The organism is Pseudomonas sp. P106(2024), assembly GCF_057480815.1.
In genome coordinates this window covers 393,855-409,351 of record NZ_JBLIYU010000003.1, presented here as the reverse complement: position 1 = coordinate 409,351, position 15,497 = coordinate 393,855, and the positions used below count along the sequence as shown (strand labels likewise).

Here is a 15,497-nt window from a genome sequence, read left to right as displayed (position 1 = left end):
TGAATCGAGCCAGCATAAATAGCTATTTTTCTGGATCAATCAACTGACTCAAGATCGGTGCATCCATTACAAGGAACACCCCCATGACCACCTCCCTCCTGGCCCAGGCCGTCCGCCAGCACGGCTCCCCACTGTGGGCCTACGACGCCCAGACCATCCACCAGCGCATCGATCAGTTGCAGCAGCACTTCGACACGGTCCGCTTCGCGCAGAAGGCCAACCCCAACCTGCACGTCCTGCGCCTGATGCGCGAACGTGGCCTGGTGCTCGATGCCGTGTCGCTGGGCGAAATGGAGCGGGCGTTCGCGGCCGGGGCGACAGTGGACGGCGAGCCGGCCGGCGTGGTGCTGACCTGCGACGTGCTCGACCAGCCCACCCTGGCTCGAGTGGTCGAGACAAAGATCGAGGTGAACGCCGGTTCCATCGACATGCTCCGCCAGCTGGGCGAGCACGCTTGCGGGCACCGGGTATGGCTGCGCATCAACCCGGGGTTCGGCCACGGCCACAGCCGCAAGACCAACACCGGCGGCGAGAACAGCAAGCACGGCATCTGGCACGAGCAATTGCCCGAGGCGCTGGCCTGCGTGAAACAGTACGGATTGCACCTGGTGGGCGTGCACATGCACATCGGCTCGGGGGTGGACTACGAACACCTGGAACAGGTGGCCGGTGCCATGGTCGGGCTGGTCGGCAAGCTGGGCATGGACATCGAGGCCTTCTCCATCGGCGGCGGGTTGTCCACGCCGTACCGCACCGACGACCAGCCGGTGGACCTGCAACGCTACGCCCATACCTGGGCAGTGGCGCGGGCGGAGATCGAAGCCATGCTCGGCCACCCCGTGCGCATGGAGATCGAACCGGGCCGCTTCCTGGTGGCGGAGTCGGGGTGCCTGGTGGCCGAGGTACGCGCCGTCAAGCAGATGGGTGACCGGCACTACATCCTGGTCGATGCCGGTTTCAACGACCTGATGCGCCCGGCGATGTACGGCGCCTACCACCGCATGAGCCTGTTCGATGCGGTGGGCCGACCGGTGAGCCGTCCGCTGCAACCGACCGTGGTGGCCGGGCCGCTGTGCGAGTCGGGGGATGTATTCACCCAGAACGATGAGGAACTGACGCCACAGCAACTGCCCCAGGCCAAAGTGGGTGACCTGCTGGTGATCCACGATGCCGGGGCTTACGGGGCTTCGATGTCGTCGAACTACAACAGTCGCCCCCTGCTGCCTGAATTTCTGATCGAACAGGGCAACTTGCGCATGATCCGCCGGCGCCAGACCGTGCAGGAGCTTCTGGCACTGGAGCTGGGTATATAAAGCCCGCCCCTACTGGGCCGGCGTGACCAACCGATACCCCACCCCCGCCTCGGTGACGATGAACCGCGGCGCCGTGGGGTCATCCCCCAGTTTCTGCCGCAGGTGCCCTACCACGATGCGCAGGTAGTGGGTATCGTCCACATGGGTCGGCCCCCAGATGTCTTTCAACAGCTGCTGCTGGGTGATCACCCGTCCCGGGTGCCCGGCCAACTGCGCCAGCAACGCGTACTCCTTGCGCGTCAACGCCACCTCGACGCCGTCCAGGGTCACCTTGCGAAAGGCGAAGTCCACCACCAGCGCCCCGAAGCTCGCCGCCGACGGCCCGTTGCCTACCTGCGGCGCCTGGCGCAGCAGTGCGCGCACCCGGGCGAGGAACTCCTGGATGCCGAACGGCTTGGTCACGTAGTCGTTGGCCCCGCCATCCAACGCATCGACCTTCTGCACTTCGCTGGCGCGCACCGACAGCACCATCACCGGTACCGCGCTCCACTCGCGCAGCTCGCGCAGTACCTGCTGGCCGTCCATGTCCGGCAGGCCCAGGTCGAGCACCACCAGGTCGGGCTTGTTCAGCGCGGCCTGGGCCAGGCCCTCGCCGCCGGTGGCGGCTTCGAGCACCTTGTAGCCCTGGGACGCCAGGCTGATGCGCAGGAACTTGCGGATCTGTGGCTCGTCGTCGATGACCAGCAGAGTGGCGGCTTGGCTCATGGGGCTTCACTTTCAGTATCGGGTTGGGTCGGCAGCGGCAAGCATAGAGTGATGCAGGTGCCGTGGCCATCGATGCCATCATCGACCAGGATGCGGCCACCATGGGCGCCGATCATGCCCTGGCAGATCGCCAGGCCCAGGCCGGTGCCCTGCCCGCCGCGGTCGCCACGGGCGGCGGTGTAGAACATGTCGAAGATCTTTTCACGCTCGTCCTGGGGAATGCCGGGACCTTCGTCGGCCACCGCGAAGCACAGCTGCTCGTCGCGCACCGAAACCTGCAGCGCCAGGCGGCCCTGCGGCGGGGAAAAACGGGCGGCGTTCTCCAGCACGTTGATCAGCGCCTGCTCGATCAGCGCCGCATGCACGAACAGCAGCGGCAGCTCGGACGGCACTTCGGTGTGCACGCGCAGGGGCGCCAGCACCACGCGCAGGCGATTGAGGGCACTGCCGACGATGTCGGCCGGGGCCACCCAGTCGCGGGCCAGCTTGAGGGTGCCGTGGCCCAGGCGGGTCATGTCCAGCAGGTTCTGGATATAGCGGTCCAGGCGCTCGGCTTCGTTGCGGGTGCCTTCGAGCAGTTCGCGGCGATCGTCCGGGGGAATCGCGTCGCCCAGGGCCAGCAGGCTGTCGATGCTGCCGCGCATGGACGTCAGCGGGGTGCGCAGGTCGTGGGAGACCGAGGCGAGCAAGGCGCTGCGCAGTTGCTCGGTTTCACCGTGCAGGCGCGCGGCTTCCAGTTGCTCGCCAAGGCGTGCGCGGGCCAGGGCCTGGGCCAGGGGTTGCGCCAGGGCCTTCAGCAGGCGGCGGCGCTGGGCGCTCAGCGGCTCGCCATCGCGGGGGCGAATGCCGAGCAGCGCCAGGGGTTGCTCTTCCACGGCCAACGGCCACCACCACCAACGCCCGTGAGGCAAGGTGTCGCTGCCAAAGCCTGCAGCCTGGCCATGCTGCCAGGCCCACTCGGCGGCGGCGCGTTCGTTGTCGGTGAAGGCATGGTTGTCGCCACTGGCGACCTGCAACAAGCCATCGGCGCTGCGTTCAAGCAGGCACACCTGCACGTCCTGCCAGCCGTCCATATGCTGGCCGGCGGCGCTGAACACGGCCTGGCGGTCGGTGGCCACGGTCAGGCGGCGCGACAGGTCGAGCAACTGGTTGGTCTGCGCCTGGGTCTCGCGCAAGGCCTGCAGTTGGCGACGCTGGCGAGCGGCCAGGTTGCCGGTGAGCGCGGCCATCAGCAGGAAGAACACCAGGGTCAGCACGTCCTCCTCACGCTGGATGGCGAAGGAGAAGTTCGGCGGGATGAACAGGAAGTCGTAGGTCAGGAACGACAACGCCGCGCAGGCCAACGCCGGACCCAGGCTGCTGCGCACCGCCACCAACAGCACGGCGGCGAGGAACACCAGGGAGATGTTGGGCAGCGCCAGCAGGCTCGACACGGCCCAGGCCAGGCCGGTGGCCAGCATCGTGGCGAACAGCGCCAGCAGGTAGTGGCGCCATACCCACACGCGTTTGACCGCCGCACGCGCCGGTTGCGGCTGGGTGTCGCGGTCGAGCACGTTGATCTCCAGGCCGTGGCTCTCGCGCAACAGGCGCGCGGCGACACCGGCGCCGAAGAAGCGCCGACGCAGCAGATCGCGGGACTGGCCCACCAGCACCAGGCTGGCGCGGCGCTCGTCGGCGTGCTGGATCAGCGTACGGGCCACCTCGCCGGCGCGCAGCAGCACGACTTCACCGCCCAGGCGCTCGGCCAGTTGCTGGGCGGCCTGCAAGCGATGGCGGGCGGTCTCGTCACGCAGTCGGCCATTGTCGACATGGACCACGCTCCACGGCAGATGGCGACGCTGGGCCACGCGACAGGCATGACGCACCAGGCGCTCGGCCTGGTCGTCGCCGTCAATGCCCACCAGCAGGCGACCGCGCAGGGCCGGTGCTTCCTGGCCACGCTGGCGGTAGCCGCTGGCCAGGTCCGCATCGACCTGGGCGGCGGCAGTCTGCATGGCCAGCTCGCGCAGGGCGGTGAGGTTGGTCTGGGAGAAATAGGCCTCGATGGCTGCCCGCGCCTGCTCGGGGACGTAGACCTTGCCCTCGCGCAGACGCTCGAGCAGCTCGCGCGGCGGCAAGTCGATCAACACCAGTTCGAAGGCCTCCTGCAGCACCCAGTCGGGCAGGGTCTCGCGCACCTGCACGCCGGTGATGTCGCGGACCTTGTCGTTGAGGCTTTCCAGGTGCTGGACGTTGACCGTGGTGTACACGTCGATGCCGGCGGCGAGCAGTTCCTGCACGTCCTGCCAGCGCTTGGCGTGGCGGCTGCCGGGGGCGTTGGTGTGGGCCAGTTCGTCGACCAGCACCAAGGGGGGCGCGGCCTTGAGCAGGCCGTCGAGGTCCATTTCCTCGAGCATCACGCCACGGTACTCGCTGCGCAGCAGCGGTTGCTGGGTCAGGCCCCCGAGCAGGGCCTCGGTCTCGGCGCGGCCGTGGGTCTCGACCACCCCGGCCACCACGCGCACGCCCTGGCGTTGCTGGGCGTGGGCGGCCTGCAGCATGGAAAAGGTCTTGCCGACCCCGGGCGCGGCGCCGAGAAATACCTTGAGCCTGCCCCGGCCTTCCCGGGGCAGGCCCGCCAACAGCGCGTCGGCGCGGGCGGAGTCACTCATGTTTTATCCTTTGCTTGTTCACGGTCACTGTGGGAGCGGCCTTGTGTCGCGAAAGGGCCGCAAAGCGGCCCCGGCGATCTTTGTATAAACACTTGAACCCTGGGGGCCGCTGCGCAGCCCTTTCGCGACACAAGGCCGCTCCTACAAGGGTCAGTGCACGGCCACAGGCGCCAGGCGCTCAAGCGCCTGGTTCAGCGCCAGCACATTGACCACAGGCGGCCCGATCAGTGGACGCAGGGTGGCCTCATTCACCAGCGCTTGCAAGCGCTCAACCGGCACCTGCCGCGCCGCCGCCACACGCGGCAGCTGGTAGGCGACCGCCTCGGGCGGCAGGTGCGGGTCCAGCCCGCTGCCCGAGGTGGTCAGCAGCGCCTGCGGCACCGGCCCCTGTTGCACCTGGTACTGCGCGGCGGCATCAGTTTTCACGCGCTCGGCCAGCGCCGGGTTGCTCGGCGCCAGGTTGCTGGCGCCGCTGGCCACGGTGGCATAGGCCCCCGCCGAAGGCCGCGACTGGAACCAGGCGTCACCCTTGAATTCCTGGGCGATCAACGCCGAACCGCGCACCTCGCCCCGATCATCGCGCACCAGGCTGCCATTGGCCTGGTCAGGGAAGGCGACCTGGGCGATGCCGGTCACCGCCAGGGGATACAGCGCGCCGGTGACCACGGTCATCAGCAGGATCAGGCTCAGGGCCGGGCGTACATAGGCGGTCATGTCAGTCTCTCCTCAAACCAAGTGCAGTGCAGTGAGCAGCATGTCGATCAGCTTGATCCCGGCGAACGGCACGATGATGCCGCCCACGCCGTAGATCAGCAGGTTGCGCCGCAGCAGGTGGGCGGCGCTGGCGGCCTGCACCCGCACCCCGCGCAGCGCCAGGGGGATCAGCACGATGATGATCAGCGCGTTGAACACGATGGCCGAGAGGATCGCGCTCTGCGGGCTGGCCAGGTGCATCAGGTTGAGCACGCCCAGCTGCGGGTAGATGGCGGCGAACAGCGCCGGCAGAATGGCGAAGTACTTGGCCACATCGTTGGCGATGGAGAAGGTGGTCAGCGCGCCGCGGGTGACCAGCAGTTCCTTGCCCACCTGCACCACGTCCAGCAGCTTGGTCGGGTCGCTGTCCAGGTCGACCATGTTGGCCGCCTCGCGGGCAGCCTGGGTGCCGTCGTTCATGGCCATGCCCACGTCGGCCTGGGCCAGGGCCGGGGCGTCGTTGGCGCCGTCGCCGCACATGGCCACCAGGCGTCCGTCGTTCTGCTCCTGGCGGATGCGCGCCAGCTTCTTCTCGGGGGTAGCTTCGGCGAGCACGTCGTCCACGCCGGCCTCGGCGGCGATGGCGGCGGCGGTCAGCGGGTTGTCGCCGGTGACCATCACGGTGCGGATACCGAGCTTGCGCAGTTCGGCGAAACGCTCGCGGATACCGGGCTTGACCACGTCCTTGAGGTGGATCACGCCGAGCAGGTGCGTGTCGACACACACCAGCAGCGGCGTGCCGCCGCTCTGGGCGATGCGCTCCACTTCACGGGCCAGGGCGGCGGGCAGCTCCAGGCGTTGCAGACCACAGAAGGCCAGCACCGCGTCGACGGCGCCCTTGCGGTAGCGGCGCTGCTGGAAATCGATGCCCGACAGCCGGGTCTCGGCGCTGAAAGCGATGGCTTCATATTGCGTGCTCGAGGGCTCGTCGAAATCGTGCAGTTGACGCAGGTACTCGACGATCGACTTGCCTTCGGCCGTGTCGTCGGCCAGCGAAGCGAGCAAGGCGCCCTCCCCCAACTCCTTGGCGGTCACCCCGGAGGCGGCGTGCAGCGCGCTGCAACGACGGTTGCCGAAGGTGATGGTGCCAGTCTTGTCGAGCATCAAGGTGTGCACGTCGCCAGCTGCCTCCACCGCCCGACCGGAGCGGGCGATCACGTTCAGGCGCACCAGGCGGTCCATGCCGGCGATGCCGATGGCCGACAGCAGGCCGCCGATGGTGGTGGGGATCAAGGTCACCAGCAGCGCGGCGAGGAAGATCAGTGGCAGCTCGCCGCCGGCGAAACGGGCGAACGGCTGCAAGGTAACCACCACGATCAGGAAGATCAGGGTCAGGCCGATCAGCAAGATGTCCAGGGCGATCTCGTTGGGGGTTTTCTGGCGTTTCGCGCCTTCGACCAGGGCGATCATACGGTCCAGGGTCGACTCACCCGGGTTGCTGGTGATGCGGATCAGCAGCCAGTCGGAGACCAGGCGGGTGTTGCCGGTGACCGCCGAGCGGTCGCCGCCGGACTCGCGGATCACCGGGGCGGACTCGCCAGTGATCGCCGACTCGTTGACCGCGGCGATGCCTTCGAGCACCTCGCCGTCGCCGGGGATCATCTCGCCGGCCACGACGCGCACGACATCGTCCTTGCGCAGCTGGGTGGCGGCGACACTCTCGAAACTGCCGTCGCTCTTGCGGCGCTTGGCGGTCAGGCCCTGGCTGCCGGCCTTGAGGCTGTCGGCACGGGCCTTGCCACGGCCTTCGGCGAGGGCTTCGGCGAAGTTGGCGAACAGCACGGTAAACCACAGCCACACGGCGATCTGCACTGCCACGCCGGTGCTCACGCCGCTGCCGGGCACCAAGCACAACACGGTGGTGAGCACGGCGGTGAGGGCCACCACCAGCATCACCGGGGCACGCTTGAGCTGGCGCGGGTCGAGCTTGACGAAAGCCTGGACCAGGGCCGGGCGCCACAACGCGCTGAAGCGGGTCTGGTCCTTGGCGCCTTGATGCGCCTTCACTTCGGGAATGGGCATGTTCATTGTGTATTCCTCAGAAACCCAGGCTCAGGTGTTCGGCAATCGGCCCCAGGGCCAGGGCCGGCAGGAAGGTCAGGCCGCCGACCAAAAGGATGGTCACCATCAGCAGCGTGGTGAACAGCGGGCCGTGGGTGGGGAAGCTGTTGAGGCCTTGCGGCGCGCTCTTCTTCGCCGCCAGGCCGCCGGCCAGGGCCAACACCGGCAGGATGTAGCCGAAGCGACCGATCAGCATGGCCAAGCCGATCATCACGTTGTGGTACACCGTGTTGGCGCCGAAACCGGCGAAGGCCGAACCGTTGTTGGCAGCGCCGGAGGTGTAGGCGTACAACAGCTGGCTGAAACCGTGGGCGCCGGGGTTGGTCACCGCGCCGGCCGGCCCGGGCAGGCTGGCGGCGATGGCACCGAGGATCAGCACGCCCACCGGCATCACCAGCAGGCTCGCCACCAGCAGTTGCACTTCACGGGCCTGCAGCTTCTTGCCCAGGTACTCCGGGGTGCGGCCGATCATCAGGCCGGCCAGGAACACCGCGATCAACACGAACAGCAGCATGCCGTAGAGGCCGGCGCCGACGCCGCCGAAGATCACTTCGCCAAGCATCATGTTGACCATCGCCACCATGCCGGTAATCGGGTTGAGGCTGTCGTGCATGGCGTTGACCGAGCCGTTGGAGGCGGAGGTGGTGGTCACCGTCCACAGCACGGAACCGGTGGTACCGAAGCGGCTCTCCTTGCCTTCCAGTGGCGCGCTCTGCTGAACCTGGGCGCTTTCCAGGGCCGGGTTGGGCTGATGCTCCGACCACAGCGCGGTGCTGCCGCCGATCAGGAACAGCGCCAGCATGCAGGCGATGATCGCGCGGCTCTGGCGCAGGTCCTTGACGTAATGGCCGAAGGTGAACACCAGGGCCACCGGGATCAGGATGATCGAAGCCACCTCGAACAGGTTGCTCCAGGCCGTCGGGTTCTCGAACGGGTGCGCCGAGTTGACGCCGAAGAAGCCGCCGCCGTTGGTGCCCAGTTGCTTGATGGCGATCTGGCTGGCGGCCGGGCCCAGCGGGATGGTCTGGTCGGTGCCTTGCAGGGTCACGGCGTGGACGTAGTCGGCAAAGGTCTGCGGCACGCCCTGCCAGACCAGCAGCAGCGCCAGCACCAGGCACAGCGGCAGCAGGCCGTAGAGGGTGGCGCGGGTCAGGTCGACCCAGAAGTTGCCCAGGGTGCTGGCCGAGCGCCGGGCGATACCCCTGCACAAGGCGACCAGCACGGCAAGGCCGGTGGCGGCGCTGACGAAGTTCTGCACGGTCAGGCCGATCATCTGGCTCAGGTAGCTGACCGAGGCTTCACCGCTGTAGGCCTGCCAGTTGGTGTTGGTCATGAAGCTGACCGCGGTGTTGAACGCCAGCGACCATTCCTGGCCCGGCAGGTGCTGCGGGTTGAGCGGCAGGCTGCCCTGCAGTTGCAGGACGCCGAACACCATCAAGAAACCGACCAGGTTGAAGGCCAGCAGGGCCAGGGTGTACTGCTTCCAGCTCTGCTCCTGGTCTGCACGCACGCCGGCCACGCGGTAGCAGCCCCGCTCCACTGGACCGAGGAGCGGCGACAGCCAGGTGCGCTGGCCTTCCATCACCTTGTAGTAGAAACGCCCGAGCCAGGGCGCCGGCAGCAGCACGATGGCGAAGAACGCCAGCAGCAGCAGGTAATCGTAACTGTGCATGGTCGCCCCTTAGCCGCGGTCGGCGCGCAGCAGCGCCACCAGCAGGTAAACCGCCAACGCCACCGCCAGAAGCAGTGACAGTCCGTCAAGCATGTACATGAGTGAATCTCCCCTGGTTGCGGCGTGAAGGCCGCTTTGGGGAAATTGTCCGAGGGAGGGGCGTAAAGGGGCGAGATCGGGGGTGGGGTCAGGGCATAAAGAAAGCGTAAAGATCAGGTCCACCGGATCGCTGCACGGGCCTCTTCGCGGCTTTACCCGCGAAGAGGCCCGAAAGATCAACGTTGCGGCGTGTGCTGCGCGGAATTGCGGCTCCAGTCCAGCAGCAGGCTGTACCCCACCGCCAGCAGGGTCGGCCCGATGAACAGGCCGATGAAGCCGAACGCGATCAGGCCACCGAACACCCCCAGCAGCACGATCACCAGCGGCAGGTTGCCGCCCCGGCTGATCAGGTACGGTTTGAGCACGTTGTCCACGCCACTGATGACGAAGGTGCCCCAGATGCCGAGGAACACCGCCATGCCATAGTCGCCTTTGGACACCAGCCAAGCAGTGGCGGGGATCCAGGCCAGCGGCGGGCCCATGGGGATCAGGCTGAGCATGAAGGTCACCAGGCCAAGCACGATCGCCCCCGGCACACCGGCGATCAGGAAGCCGATCAGCGCCAGCAGGGCCTGGGCCGCGGCGGTACCGATCACGCCATTGACCACCCGCTGCACGGTGCCGGCCACCAGGTCGACGTAGTACTCGGCGCGATCACCCACCAGCCGTTGCAGCAGGCGGTGGACGAAGGCCGCCAGGCGCGGCCCGTCGCGGTAGAAGAAGAACACGAACACCAAGCTCAGGGTCAGCTCCAGCACCCCGCCGCCGATCTGCGCGCTGCGCGCCAGCAACCAGTTGCCGACCTGGCCCAGATACGGCTTGGCCGAGGCCAGCAAGGCCGCGCCCTGCTGGTCGAACGACTCCCACCAGCTCACCAGGCGTTCGCCCACGAACGGAATGCCCGCCACCCAGGCGGGCGCGTCCGGCAGGCCATCGACCTGCACGTCGCGAATGAACGCGGTGGCATCGCGCACATGGTCGGCCAGGTTGAAACCCAGCCACACCAGCGGCAGCGCCACCAGCAGGATCCACACCGTGGTCAGCAGGCTCGCGGCGAGGGTTTCGCGCCCACCGAGCACGCGGGTCAGCAGGCGCATCAGCGGCCAGCTGGCAAACGCCAGGATGGCGCCCCACAGCAGCGCCGAGATGAACGGCGCCATCACCCACAGCGCGGCGCCCAGCAGGGTCAGCAGCAGGATCTGGATCAACAGGCGGTCATTGTTGGCCATGGTGGCGCTCACTCAACGGATCAGTTCCAGGTGCAGGCCTTCGGTCGGGGCGTCGCCAACCTCGAGCCGGGCGCTGCGCACCCCGGCCTTGACCAGCTGCTCGCGCCAGGCCTCGGCGCCCTTGCCGCTGAGGCTGACGCGCAGGGTGCTGTCGAGGTTCAGGCTGCGCGCCAGCAACGTTGCCCAGGTGGCCTGGGGCTCGGCCAGATCAGGGTAGTCGAGCTTGCCGGTGTCGCGCAGTTCGCGCAGCACCGTGGCGGCGGTGGGCAGCAGCTCGCCCAGCGGGCTGCCGGCGACGAACTCCTCGACATGCAGGTAGGCGCGGCGGTTGCCGCGGGTCACGCTGTACAGCGCCACCAAGGTGTCGGCTTCCTCGGCGGAACGGCGCAGCAGGATGAACGCCTGCTGCTCGTCACCGCCATTGAGCCGGGCATTGGCGAACACGTCGTTGGCCCATAGGCTAGCTTCGCCGCAATCGCGGCCCTGGCACCAGAACAACGGATAGCCGCCCTCCTGCTGCAGGGCCTCGCGGGCGCTGGTGAAGGCCTCGCGGGCGCTGCGCTCGACCGGCAATTCGTAGGTCACGGAACTGACCTGGCCACGGCTCTCGACCTTGTCGTCGACCCGCAGGCGACCGCTGATCTTGCGCAGCGGCCCCAGGGGGTAGACCCGCTCCTGTTCCACCGCCGGGCGCTGGTCGACCACCTTGGCGTCAGGCGGGACCGGTAGGCTGCCGGCCCATAGCAAGGGGCTGGCGATGGCGAGGCAGGCGGCGATGGCGCCGCGAACGAAAACAGGTGCGCTCATCGACCACCCTCGCAGGTGGCGGGGCAAGGCGCCTGGATGTCTGGCATGTACATGGTTGTCTCCCTTTCAACCCGCCAAGCCTCGACAGTTGTCCGGTGCAAGTCAAGGAATGCCAAAGAAGCGATTGAAACAGTCTGCGACAAGGGCCGCGCCCTCGGCGTCGTTCAGGTGCAGGTGGTGGCCGCCCGGCAGGGTCACCTGCTCGAAGGGTAGCTGCTCCAGCAGCTGCGTGTGGCGCGCCAGCATGCCATCGGCGGCCACCACCAGGCAGGCCGGGCAGGCAATGCGTTTGACGAAGGCCATGGCCTGGTCCTGGTTCAGGCGGGTTGGCGAGGGCAAGGTCAGGCGGCTGTCGCTGCGCCAGCTGTAGCCGCCGGGCACCGGCATCAGCCCACGCTGGGCCAGCAGTTCGGCGGCTTCACGGCTGACCGCGACCATGCCTTTCATGCGCGCCTCGACGCCCTCCTCCAGGGTCGCGTACACCGACTTGCGCTTGCCTTCCAGGCGCAGTTGCGCCTGCAACGCCAGCCCCAAGCGCTCGGCGGCGTCCTGTTCGCTGAGCGTCGGCGGAATCACCCCGTCGATCAGCGCCAGGTGGCTGACCCGCTCGGGCAAGGCCCCGGCCAGTTGCACCGAGATGATCGCCCCCAGCGAATGGCCGAGCAGGCCGAAGCGCGCCCAGCCCAGCTGCTCGGCAACCCGCAGCACGTCATGAGCGTAGTCGGCCAGCGCATAACCAGCGCCGACTGGACGATGCCCGGAGTAGCCATGTCCGGCCAGGTCCAGGGCGACGATGCGCAGCCCCTTCAGGTGCGGCGCCAGGCGGGCGAAGCTGTTGGCGTTGTCCAGCCAGCCATGCAGGGCGATCACCGGCAGGCCGTCGGCCGGGCCAAACAGGTGCGCGGCCAGCTCGATATGGCCAAGCGTCAGGCGGATCTCCTCGACCTGGGCGCTCATGCCTGGCTCCAGCGGTCGAACAGGCCCTTGATCAGGCCGGCGGTGTCGGTGGGCCGTTCCAGCGGGAACATGTGCCCACCGGGCAAGCTGTGGTACTCGCCCTTGGCCATGGCGCGCACGGCCAGGGCATGGTGCTTGCGGATCACCCGGCTCTGGGCGCCGCGCACCATCGCCAACGGCACCTGCAACTGGCGTGGCCGGGCCGGACTGACATGGGGAATGCTGCGGTAGATGCCGATCTCCGTGGCCGGGTCGAAGCGCAGGCGCAGGCCTTCCTCGCCCTGCTCCAGGCCATGCTCCAGGTAGGCTTCAAGGCAGTCCGGATCGAAGTGGCGGAACAGGGACTTGCCGGCAAAATAGGTACGGGCGCTGTCGCGATCGGGAAATGCCTCGCGCCGGCCCAGGGTGCGCCCGGCCGGGGTGATGCGGTCGATGAAGCCCAGGCGCTTTGCGGCCTGGATCAGCCACTCGTCCGCGCGGGTCAACACCGGCGAGTCGAGCATCACCACCCCGCGGTAGAACTCCGGTCGGCGCAACGCCGCATGCAGGTGCAGCACGCCGCCCAGCGAATGGCCGACACCCCAGACCGGCGCGTTCTGCTGCTCGAGGTGATGCAGCAGTTCGTCCACCAGGTTCTGCCAGTTGTCGTTGACCGGAAAGCGCGGGTCGTGGGCATGCTGCGCCAGGTGACATACCTCGTAGTCCGGCCTCAGGGCGGCGAACAGCTTGCCGTAGGTGGCCGAGGGAAAGCCGTTGGCGTGGGCGAAGAAGATCTGCTGCGACATGGCCGCCTGCTCTGCACGGGGATGGATGGCCCATTGTCGGTAAGCCGATCCCTGCCGGCAACGTTCGGAAAGGTCATCGCCGGTGGCGATCAGGTCATTCGGCTGCGCTCGAGACTGGCCAGCGAACGGTGCAGGCAGGCGCGCATGTAGCCCAATTGCCAATCCAGCGCTTCGCGGGCCAGGCTGCGGTCCGCTTCATTGTCGGCCAACCGGCGCAGGGCCAGGCAACTGGTCTGCAGCAAATGGGCCATGCGAATGCTGGCCTGGCGCAACTGCTCGAGTTCGTACTGGCCTTCGAAGCGGCGCATCAGCTCGTCGAGCTTGGCGTCGGCGCAGTCCTGCAACAGGCGGTATTCCGCAAAGTCCAGGGCACGCGCATCACTGAGCTTGTCGAGCAGCGATTGCGGGTTCACGGAGCGCACCAGCTCCAGTCGATAACGGCTCATTTGCCTCTCCCTGTGCCTGCGCGGCTGCATGACTCAGCCACGGCGCCACGCTACTTGACCAGACGACAGGCCGGCAACTGACAGAAATGCCAGTTGCCAGGGCTCAGCCGGAATGACGCAGGCCACGCAGGGTCATCAGCCCCGCCAATGGCCAGTCCCCTTCCAGTTCGGCCAGGCTCGCGGTGCTCAACGGCGCCGGTTGCTGGCCATGGCCATGCTCGAGCAGACCAACCAGGCTGCCCACCAGCGGCTGGTGGCTGACCAGCAGCACATGCTCGAGCCCCAGGCGCTCGACTTCGCCGATCACCTGCTGCACGTCGCTGTCCGGCGTCAGCCAGGGCACCGTGCGTACCGGCTCGGCAAAGCCCAGCGCGCCGTGCACCAGGGCGGCGGTCTGCTGGGCGCGTACGTAGGGGCTGGCGATGATCGCCTGCAGCGGCTGGCCGAGCAGGTGCGCGGCACTGCGCAGCACCTGCTCGCGACCGTGGGCGGTCAGGCGTCGCTCGGCGTCGCTGTTGGCCCGGGGTTCCGCCTCGCCGTGGCGCAGCACCCAGAGCTTCACAGCTTGGGCTCCTCGTCACGCACTGGGTGCGCTGCCGGTGCGACGGCGTGCGGCGCCTCGCCCTCCGGCGCACGCGGCGTCGGCCAGTCGGCGAACGGCCAGGGCTTCTGGTCGCAGTGGAAGGTGCCGAAGCGGCCGATCTGCGCCAGGTACTGGCTGAGACTGTCGCCGAAGTTCATCAGGCTGGCGCTGGGCGCGCCATAGACCAGCCGGTAGATCAGTTGCACCAGCACAAGGCCGCCGAGCAGCAGCTCGGCCAGTTGCCAGGCCACCAGGAATACCAGCATCCACAGCACTCGCAGGATGATCGACTCGCGCTCGGCGCGCTCGGGGGTATCGTTCATGGTCGCTCCCTCAATTGAAACCGCTGGTGGAAATGAAATCGACATCGGTCTTGGGCTCAGCGCGCATCAGGTGCTCGATCACCTGGTTGAGCGTGCGCCCTTCGAACAGGATCGCGTGCAGGCCCGCCACCAGCGGCATGTACACACCCACTTCCTGGGATTTGGCCTTGAGCACCTTGAGCGTGTTGACGCCCTCGGCCACCTCGCCCAGACGGCTGACCGCCTGTTCCAGGCTCAGGCCCTGGCCAAGGGCATGGCCGACCTGGTAGTTGCGGCTCTTGGGCGACGAGCAGGTGACGATCAGGTCGCCGACCCCAGCCAACCCCAGGAAGGTCATGGGATTGGCGCCCTGGCTCACGGCGAAGCGGGTCATCTCGGCCAGGGCGCGGGTGATCAGCATGCTCTTGGTGTTCTCGCCCATTCCCAAAGCCACGGCCATGCCGGCAATGATGGCGTAGACGTTCTTCAGCGCGCCGCCCAGTTCGACGCCGAAGCGGTCGGCACTGGCGTAGACGCGGAAGGTACGGCCATGCAGCACGGCCTGTACCTGCTGGCACAACGCCTCGTCCTCGCTGGCGACCACGGTGGCGGTCAGCGCATGCTCGGCGATCTCGCGGGCCAGGTTGGGGCCCGACAGCACGCCGATGCGCGCCTGGGGGGCGATCTCTTCGAGGATCTGGCTCATCAGCTTGAAGGTGTGCGCCTCGATGCCCTTGGTCAGGCTGACCAGCCCCTTGCCACGCAGCAGCTCGGCGTGGGGAGCAAGCACGCTGCGCAAGGCACTCGACGGCAAGGCGACGAAGATCAACGCGCTGCCCTGCAAGGTGGCAAGCAGGTCGTTGACCGGCTCGACGCCGTCATGCAGGCGGATGCCCTTGAGGTAGCGCGGGTTCTCGCGATCGACGCGCATCGCCTCGGCCTGCGCCGGGTCGCGCATCCACTGCCGCACCGGATGGCCATTCTCGGCCAGGAGATTCGCCACGGCGGTGCCGAAGCTGCCGCCTCCAAGAACCGCAACAGGTTGCTGTTCAGTCATATCCAATCCGTTAACCAATAAAGTAAGTGGCGACCCGGGCATTATACGGTGCCGATGCGACAGAACCAGTGCGTATG

The 15,497-nt window shown here is 67.7% G+C and carries 15 protein-coding genes; 1 reads left to right on the top strand and 14 read right to left on the bottom strand.

Features of this window, described 5'->3' with window-relative positions:
- The first annotated feature begins 83 nt into the window (after positions 1 to 83).
- Positions 84 to 1,313 carry a diaminopimelate decarboxylase gene (gene lysA / locus AC25M7_RS08115; RefSeq protein WP_486970916.1) on the top strand — a complete coding sequence of 410 codons (1,230 nt, stop codon included), beginning with the start codon at positions 84 to 86 and terminating at the stop codon, positions 1,311 to 1,313.
- Positions 1,314 to 1,322: 9 nt separating this feature from the next.
- Here the strand turns inward: lysA and AC25M7_RS08110 are convergent, their stop codons facing one another.
- The 14 genes from AC25M7_RS08110 to AC25M7_RS08045 form a co-directional block, all read right to left on the bottom strand.
- Positions 1,323 to 2,018 (bottom strand): response regulator, encoded by a 696-nt coding sequence (locus AC25M7_RS08110; RefSeq protein ID WP_062363681.1) that lies wholly within the window; start codon positions 2,016 to 2,018, stop codon positions 1,323 to 1,325.
- Positions 2,015 to 4,669, bottom strand: a complete 2,655-nt coding sequence (locus AC25M7_RS08105) for a DUF4118 domain-containing protein (RefSeq protein ID WP_486970915.1) — start codon at positions 4,667 to 4,669, stop codon at positions 2,015 to 2,017. Before AC25M7_RS08105 ends, AC25M7_RS08110 begins: the two co-directional genes overlap by 4 nt.
- Before the next feature lie 150 nt (positions 4,670 to 4,819).
- Positions 4,820 to 5,383: a potassium-transporting ATPase subunit KdpC gene (gene kdpC / locus AC25M7_RS08100; protein ID WP_028690487.1), complete on the bottom strand. Its 564-nt coding sequence runs from the start codon at positions 5,381 to 5,383 to the stop codon at positions 4,820 to 4,822.
- A 12-nt stretch (positions 5,384 to 5,395) separates the two neighbouring features.
- Positions 5,396 to 7,450, bottom strand: a complete 2,055-nt coding sequence (gene kdpB, locus AC25M7_RS08095; protein ID WP_028690486.1) for a potassium-transporting ATPase subunit KdpB — start codon at positions 7,448 to 7,450, stop codon at positions 5,396 to 5,398.
- A 10-nt stretch (positions 7,451 to 7,460) separates the two neighbouring features.
- Positions 7,461 to 9,155 carry a potassium-transporting ATPase subunit KdpA gene (gene kdpA, locus AC25M7_RS08090; protein WP_349738709.1) on the bottom strand — a complete coding sequence of 565 codons (1,695 nt, stop codon included), beginning with the start codon at positions 9,153 to 9,155 and terminating at the stop codon, positions 7,461 to 7,463.
- A 9-nt stretch (positions 9,156 to 9,164) separates the two neighbouring features.
- The gene (gene kdpF, locus AC25M7_RS08085) at positions 9,165 to 9,254 is read right to left on the bottom strand and encodes a K(+)-transporting ATPase subunit F (protein WP_011534724.1); all 90 of its coding nucleotides are present in this window, start codon (positions 9,252 to 9,254) and stop codon (positions 9,165 to 9,167) included.
- Positions 9,255 to 9,430: 176 nt separating this feature from the next.
- On the bottom strand, positions 9,431 to 10,483 hold the full coding sequence (locus tag AC25M7_RS08080) for an AI-2E family transporter (RefSeq protein WP_028690484.1): 1,053 nt from the start codon (positions 10,481 to 10,483) through the stop codon (positions 9,431 to 9,433).
- A 12-nt stretch (positions 10,484 to 10,495) separates the two neighbouring features.
- A complete protein-coding gene (locus AC25M7_RS08075) occupies positions 10,496 to 11,290 on the bottom strand; it encodes a DUF4892 domain-containing protein (RefSeq protein ID WP_028690483.1) in 795 nt (264 codons plus the stop codon).
- Between the two features lie 102 nt (positions 11,291 to 11,392).
- On the bottom strand, positions 11,393 to 12,247 hold the full coding sequence (locus AC25M7_RS08070; RefSeq protein WP_236248665.1) for an alpha/beta hydrolase: 855 nt from the start codon (positions 12,245 to 12,247) through the stop codon (positions 11,393 to 11,395).
- A complete protein-coding gene (locus AC25M7_RS08065; protein WP_028690481.1) occupies positions 12,244 to 13,032 on the bottom strand; it encodes an alpha/beta fold hydrolase in 789 nt (262 codons plus the stop codon). The genes AC25M7_RS08070 and AC25M7_RS08065 overlap by 4 nt, the downstream gene beginning before the upstream one ends.
- Positions 13,033 to 13,121: 89 nt before the next feature.
- Positions 13,122 to 13,478: a hypothetical protein gene (locus AC25M7_RS08060; RefSeq protein WP_028690480.1), complete on the bottom strand. Its 357-nt coding sequence runs from the start codon at positions 13,476 to 13,478 to the stop codon at positions 13,122 to 13,124.
- Between the two features lie 103 nt (positions 13,479 to 13,581).
- Positions 13,582 to 14,040, bottom strand: a complete 459-nt coding sequence (sixA, locus tag AC25M7_RS08055; protein ID WP_062363695.1) for a phosphohistidine phosphatase SixA — start codon at positions 14,038 to 14,040, stop codon at positions 13,582 to 13,584.
- Complete coding sequence (locus AC25M7_RS08050; RefSeq protein WP_028690478.1) at positions 14,037 to 14,384, bottom strand: DUF4389 domain-containing protein; 348 nt, start codon at positions 14,382 to 14,384, stop codon at positions 14,037 to 14,039. Before AC25M7_RS08050 ends, sixA begins: the two co-directional genes overlap by 4 nt.
- Before the next feature lie 10 nt (positions 14,385 to 14,394).
- Positions 14,395 to 15,420, bottom strand: a complete 1,026-nt coding sequence (locus AC25M7_RS08045) for an NAD(P)H-dependent glycerol-3-phosphate dehydrogenase (protein WP_028690477.1) — start codon at positions 15,418 to 15,420, stop codon at positions 14,395 to 14,397.
- Between the last annotated feature and the right edge of the window lie 77 nt (positions 15,421 to 15,497).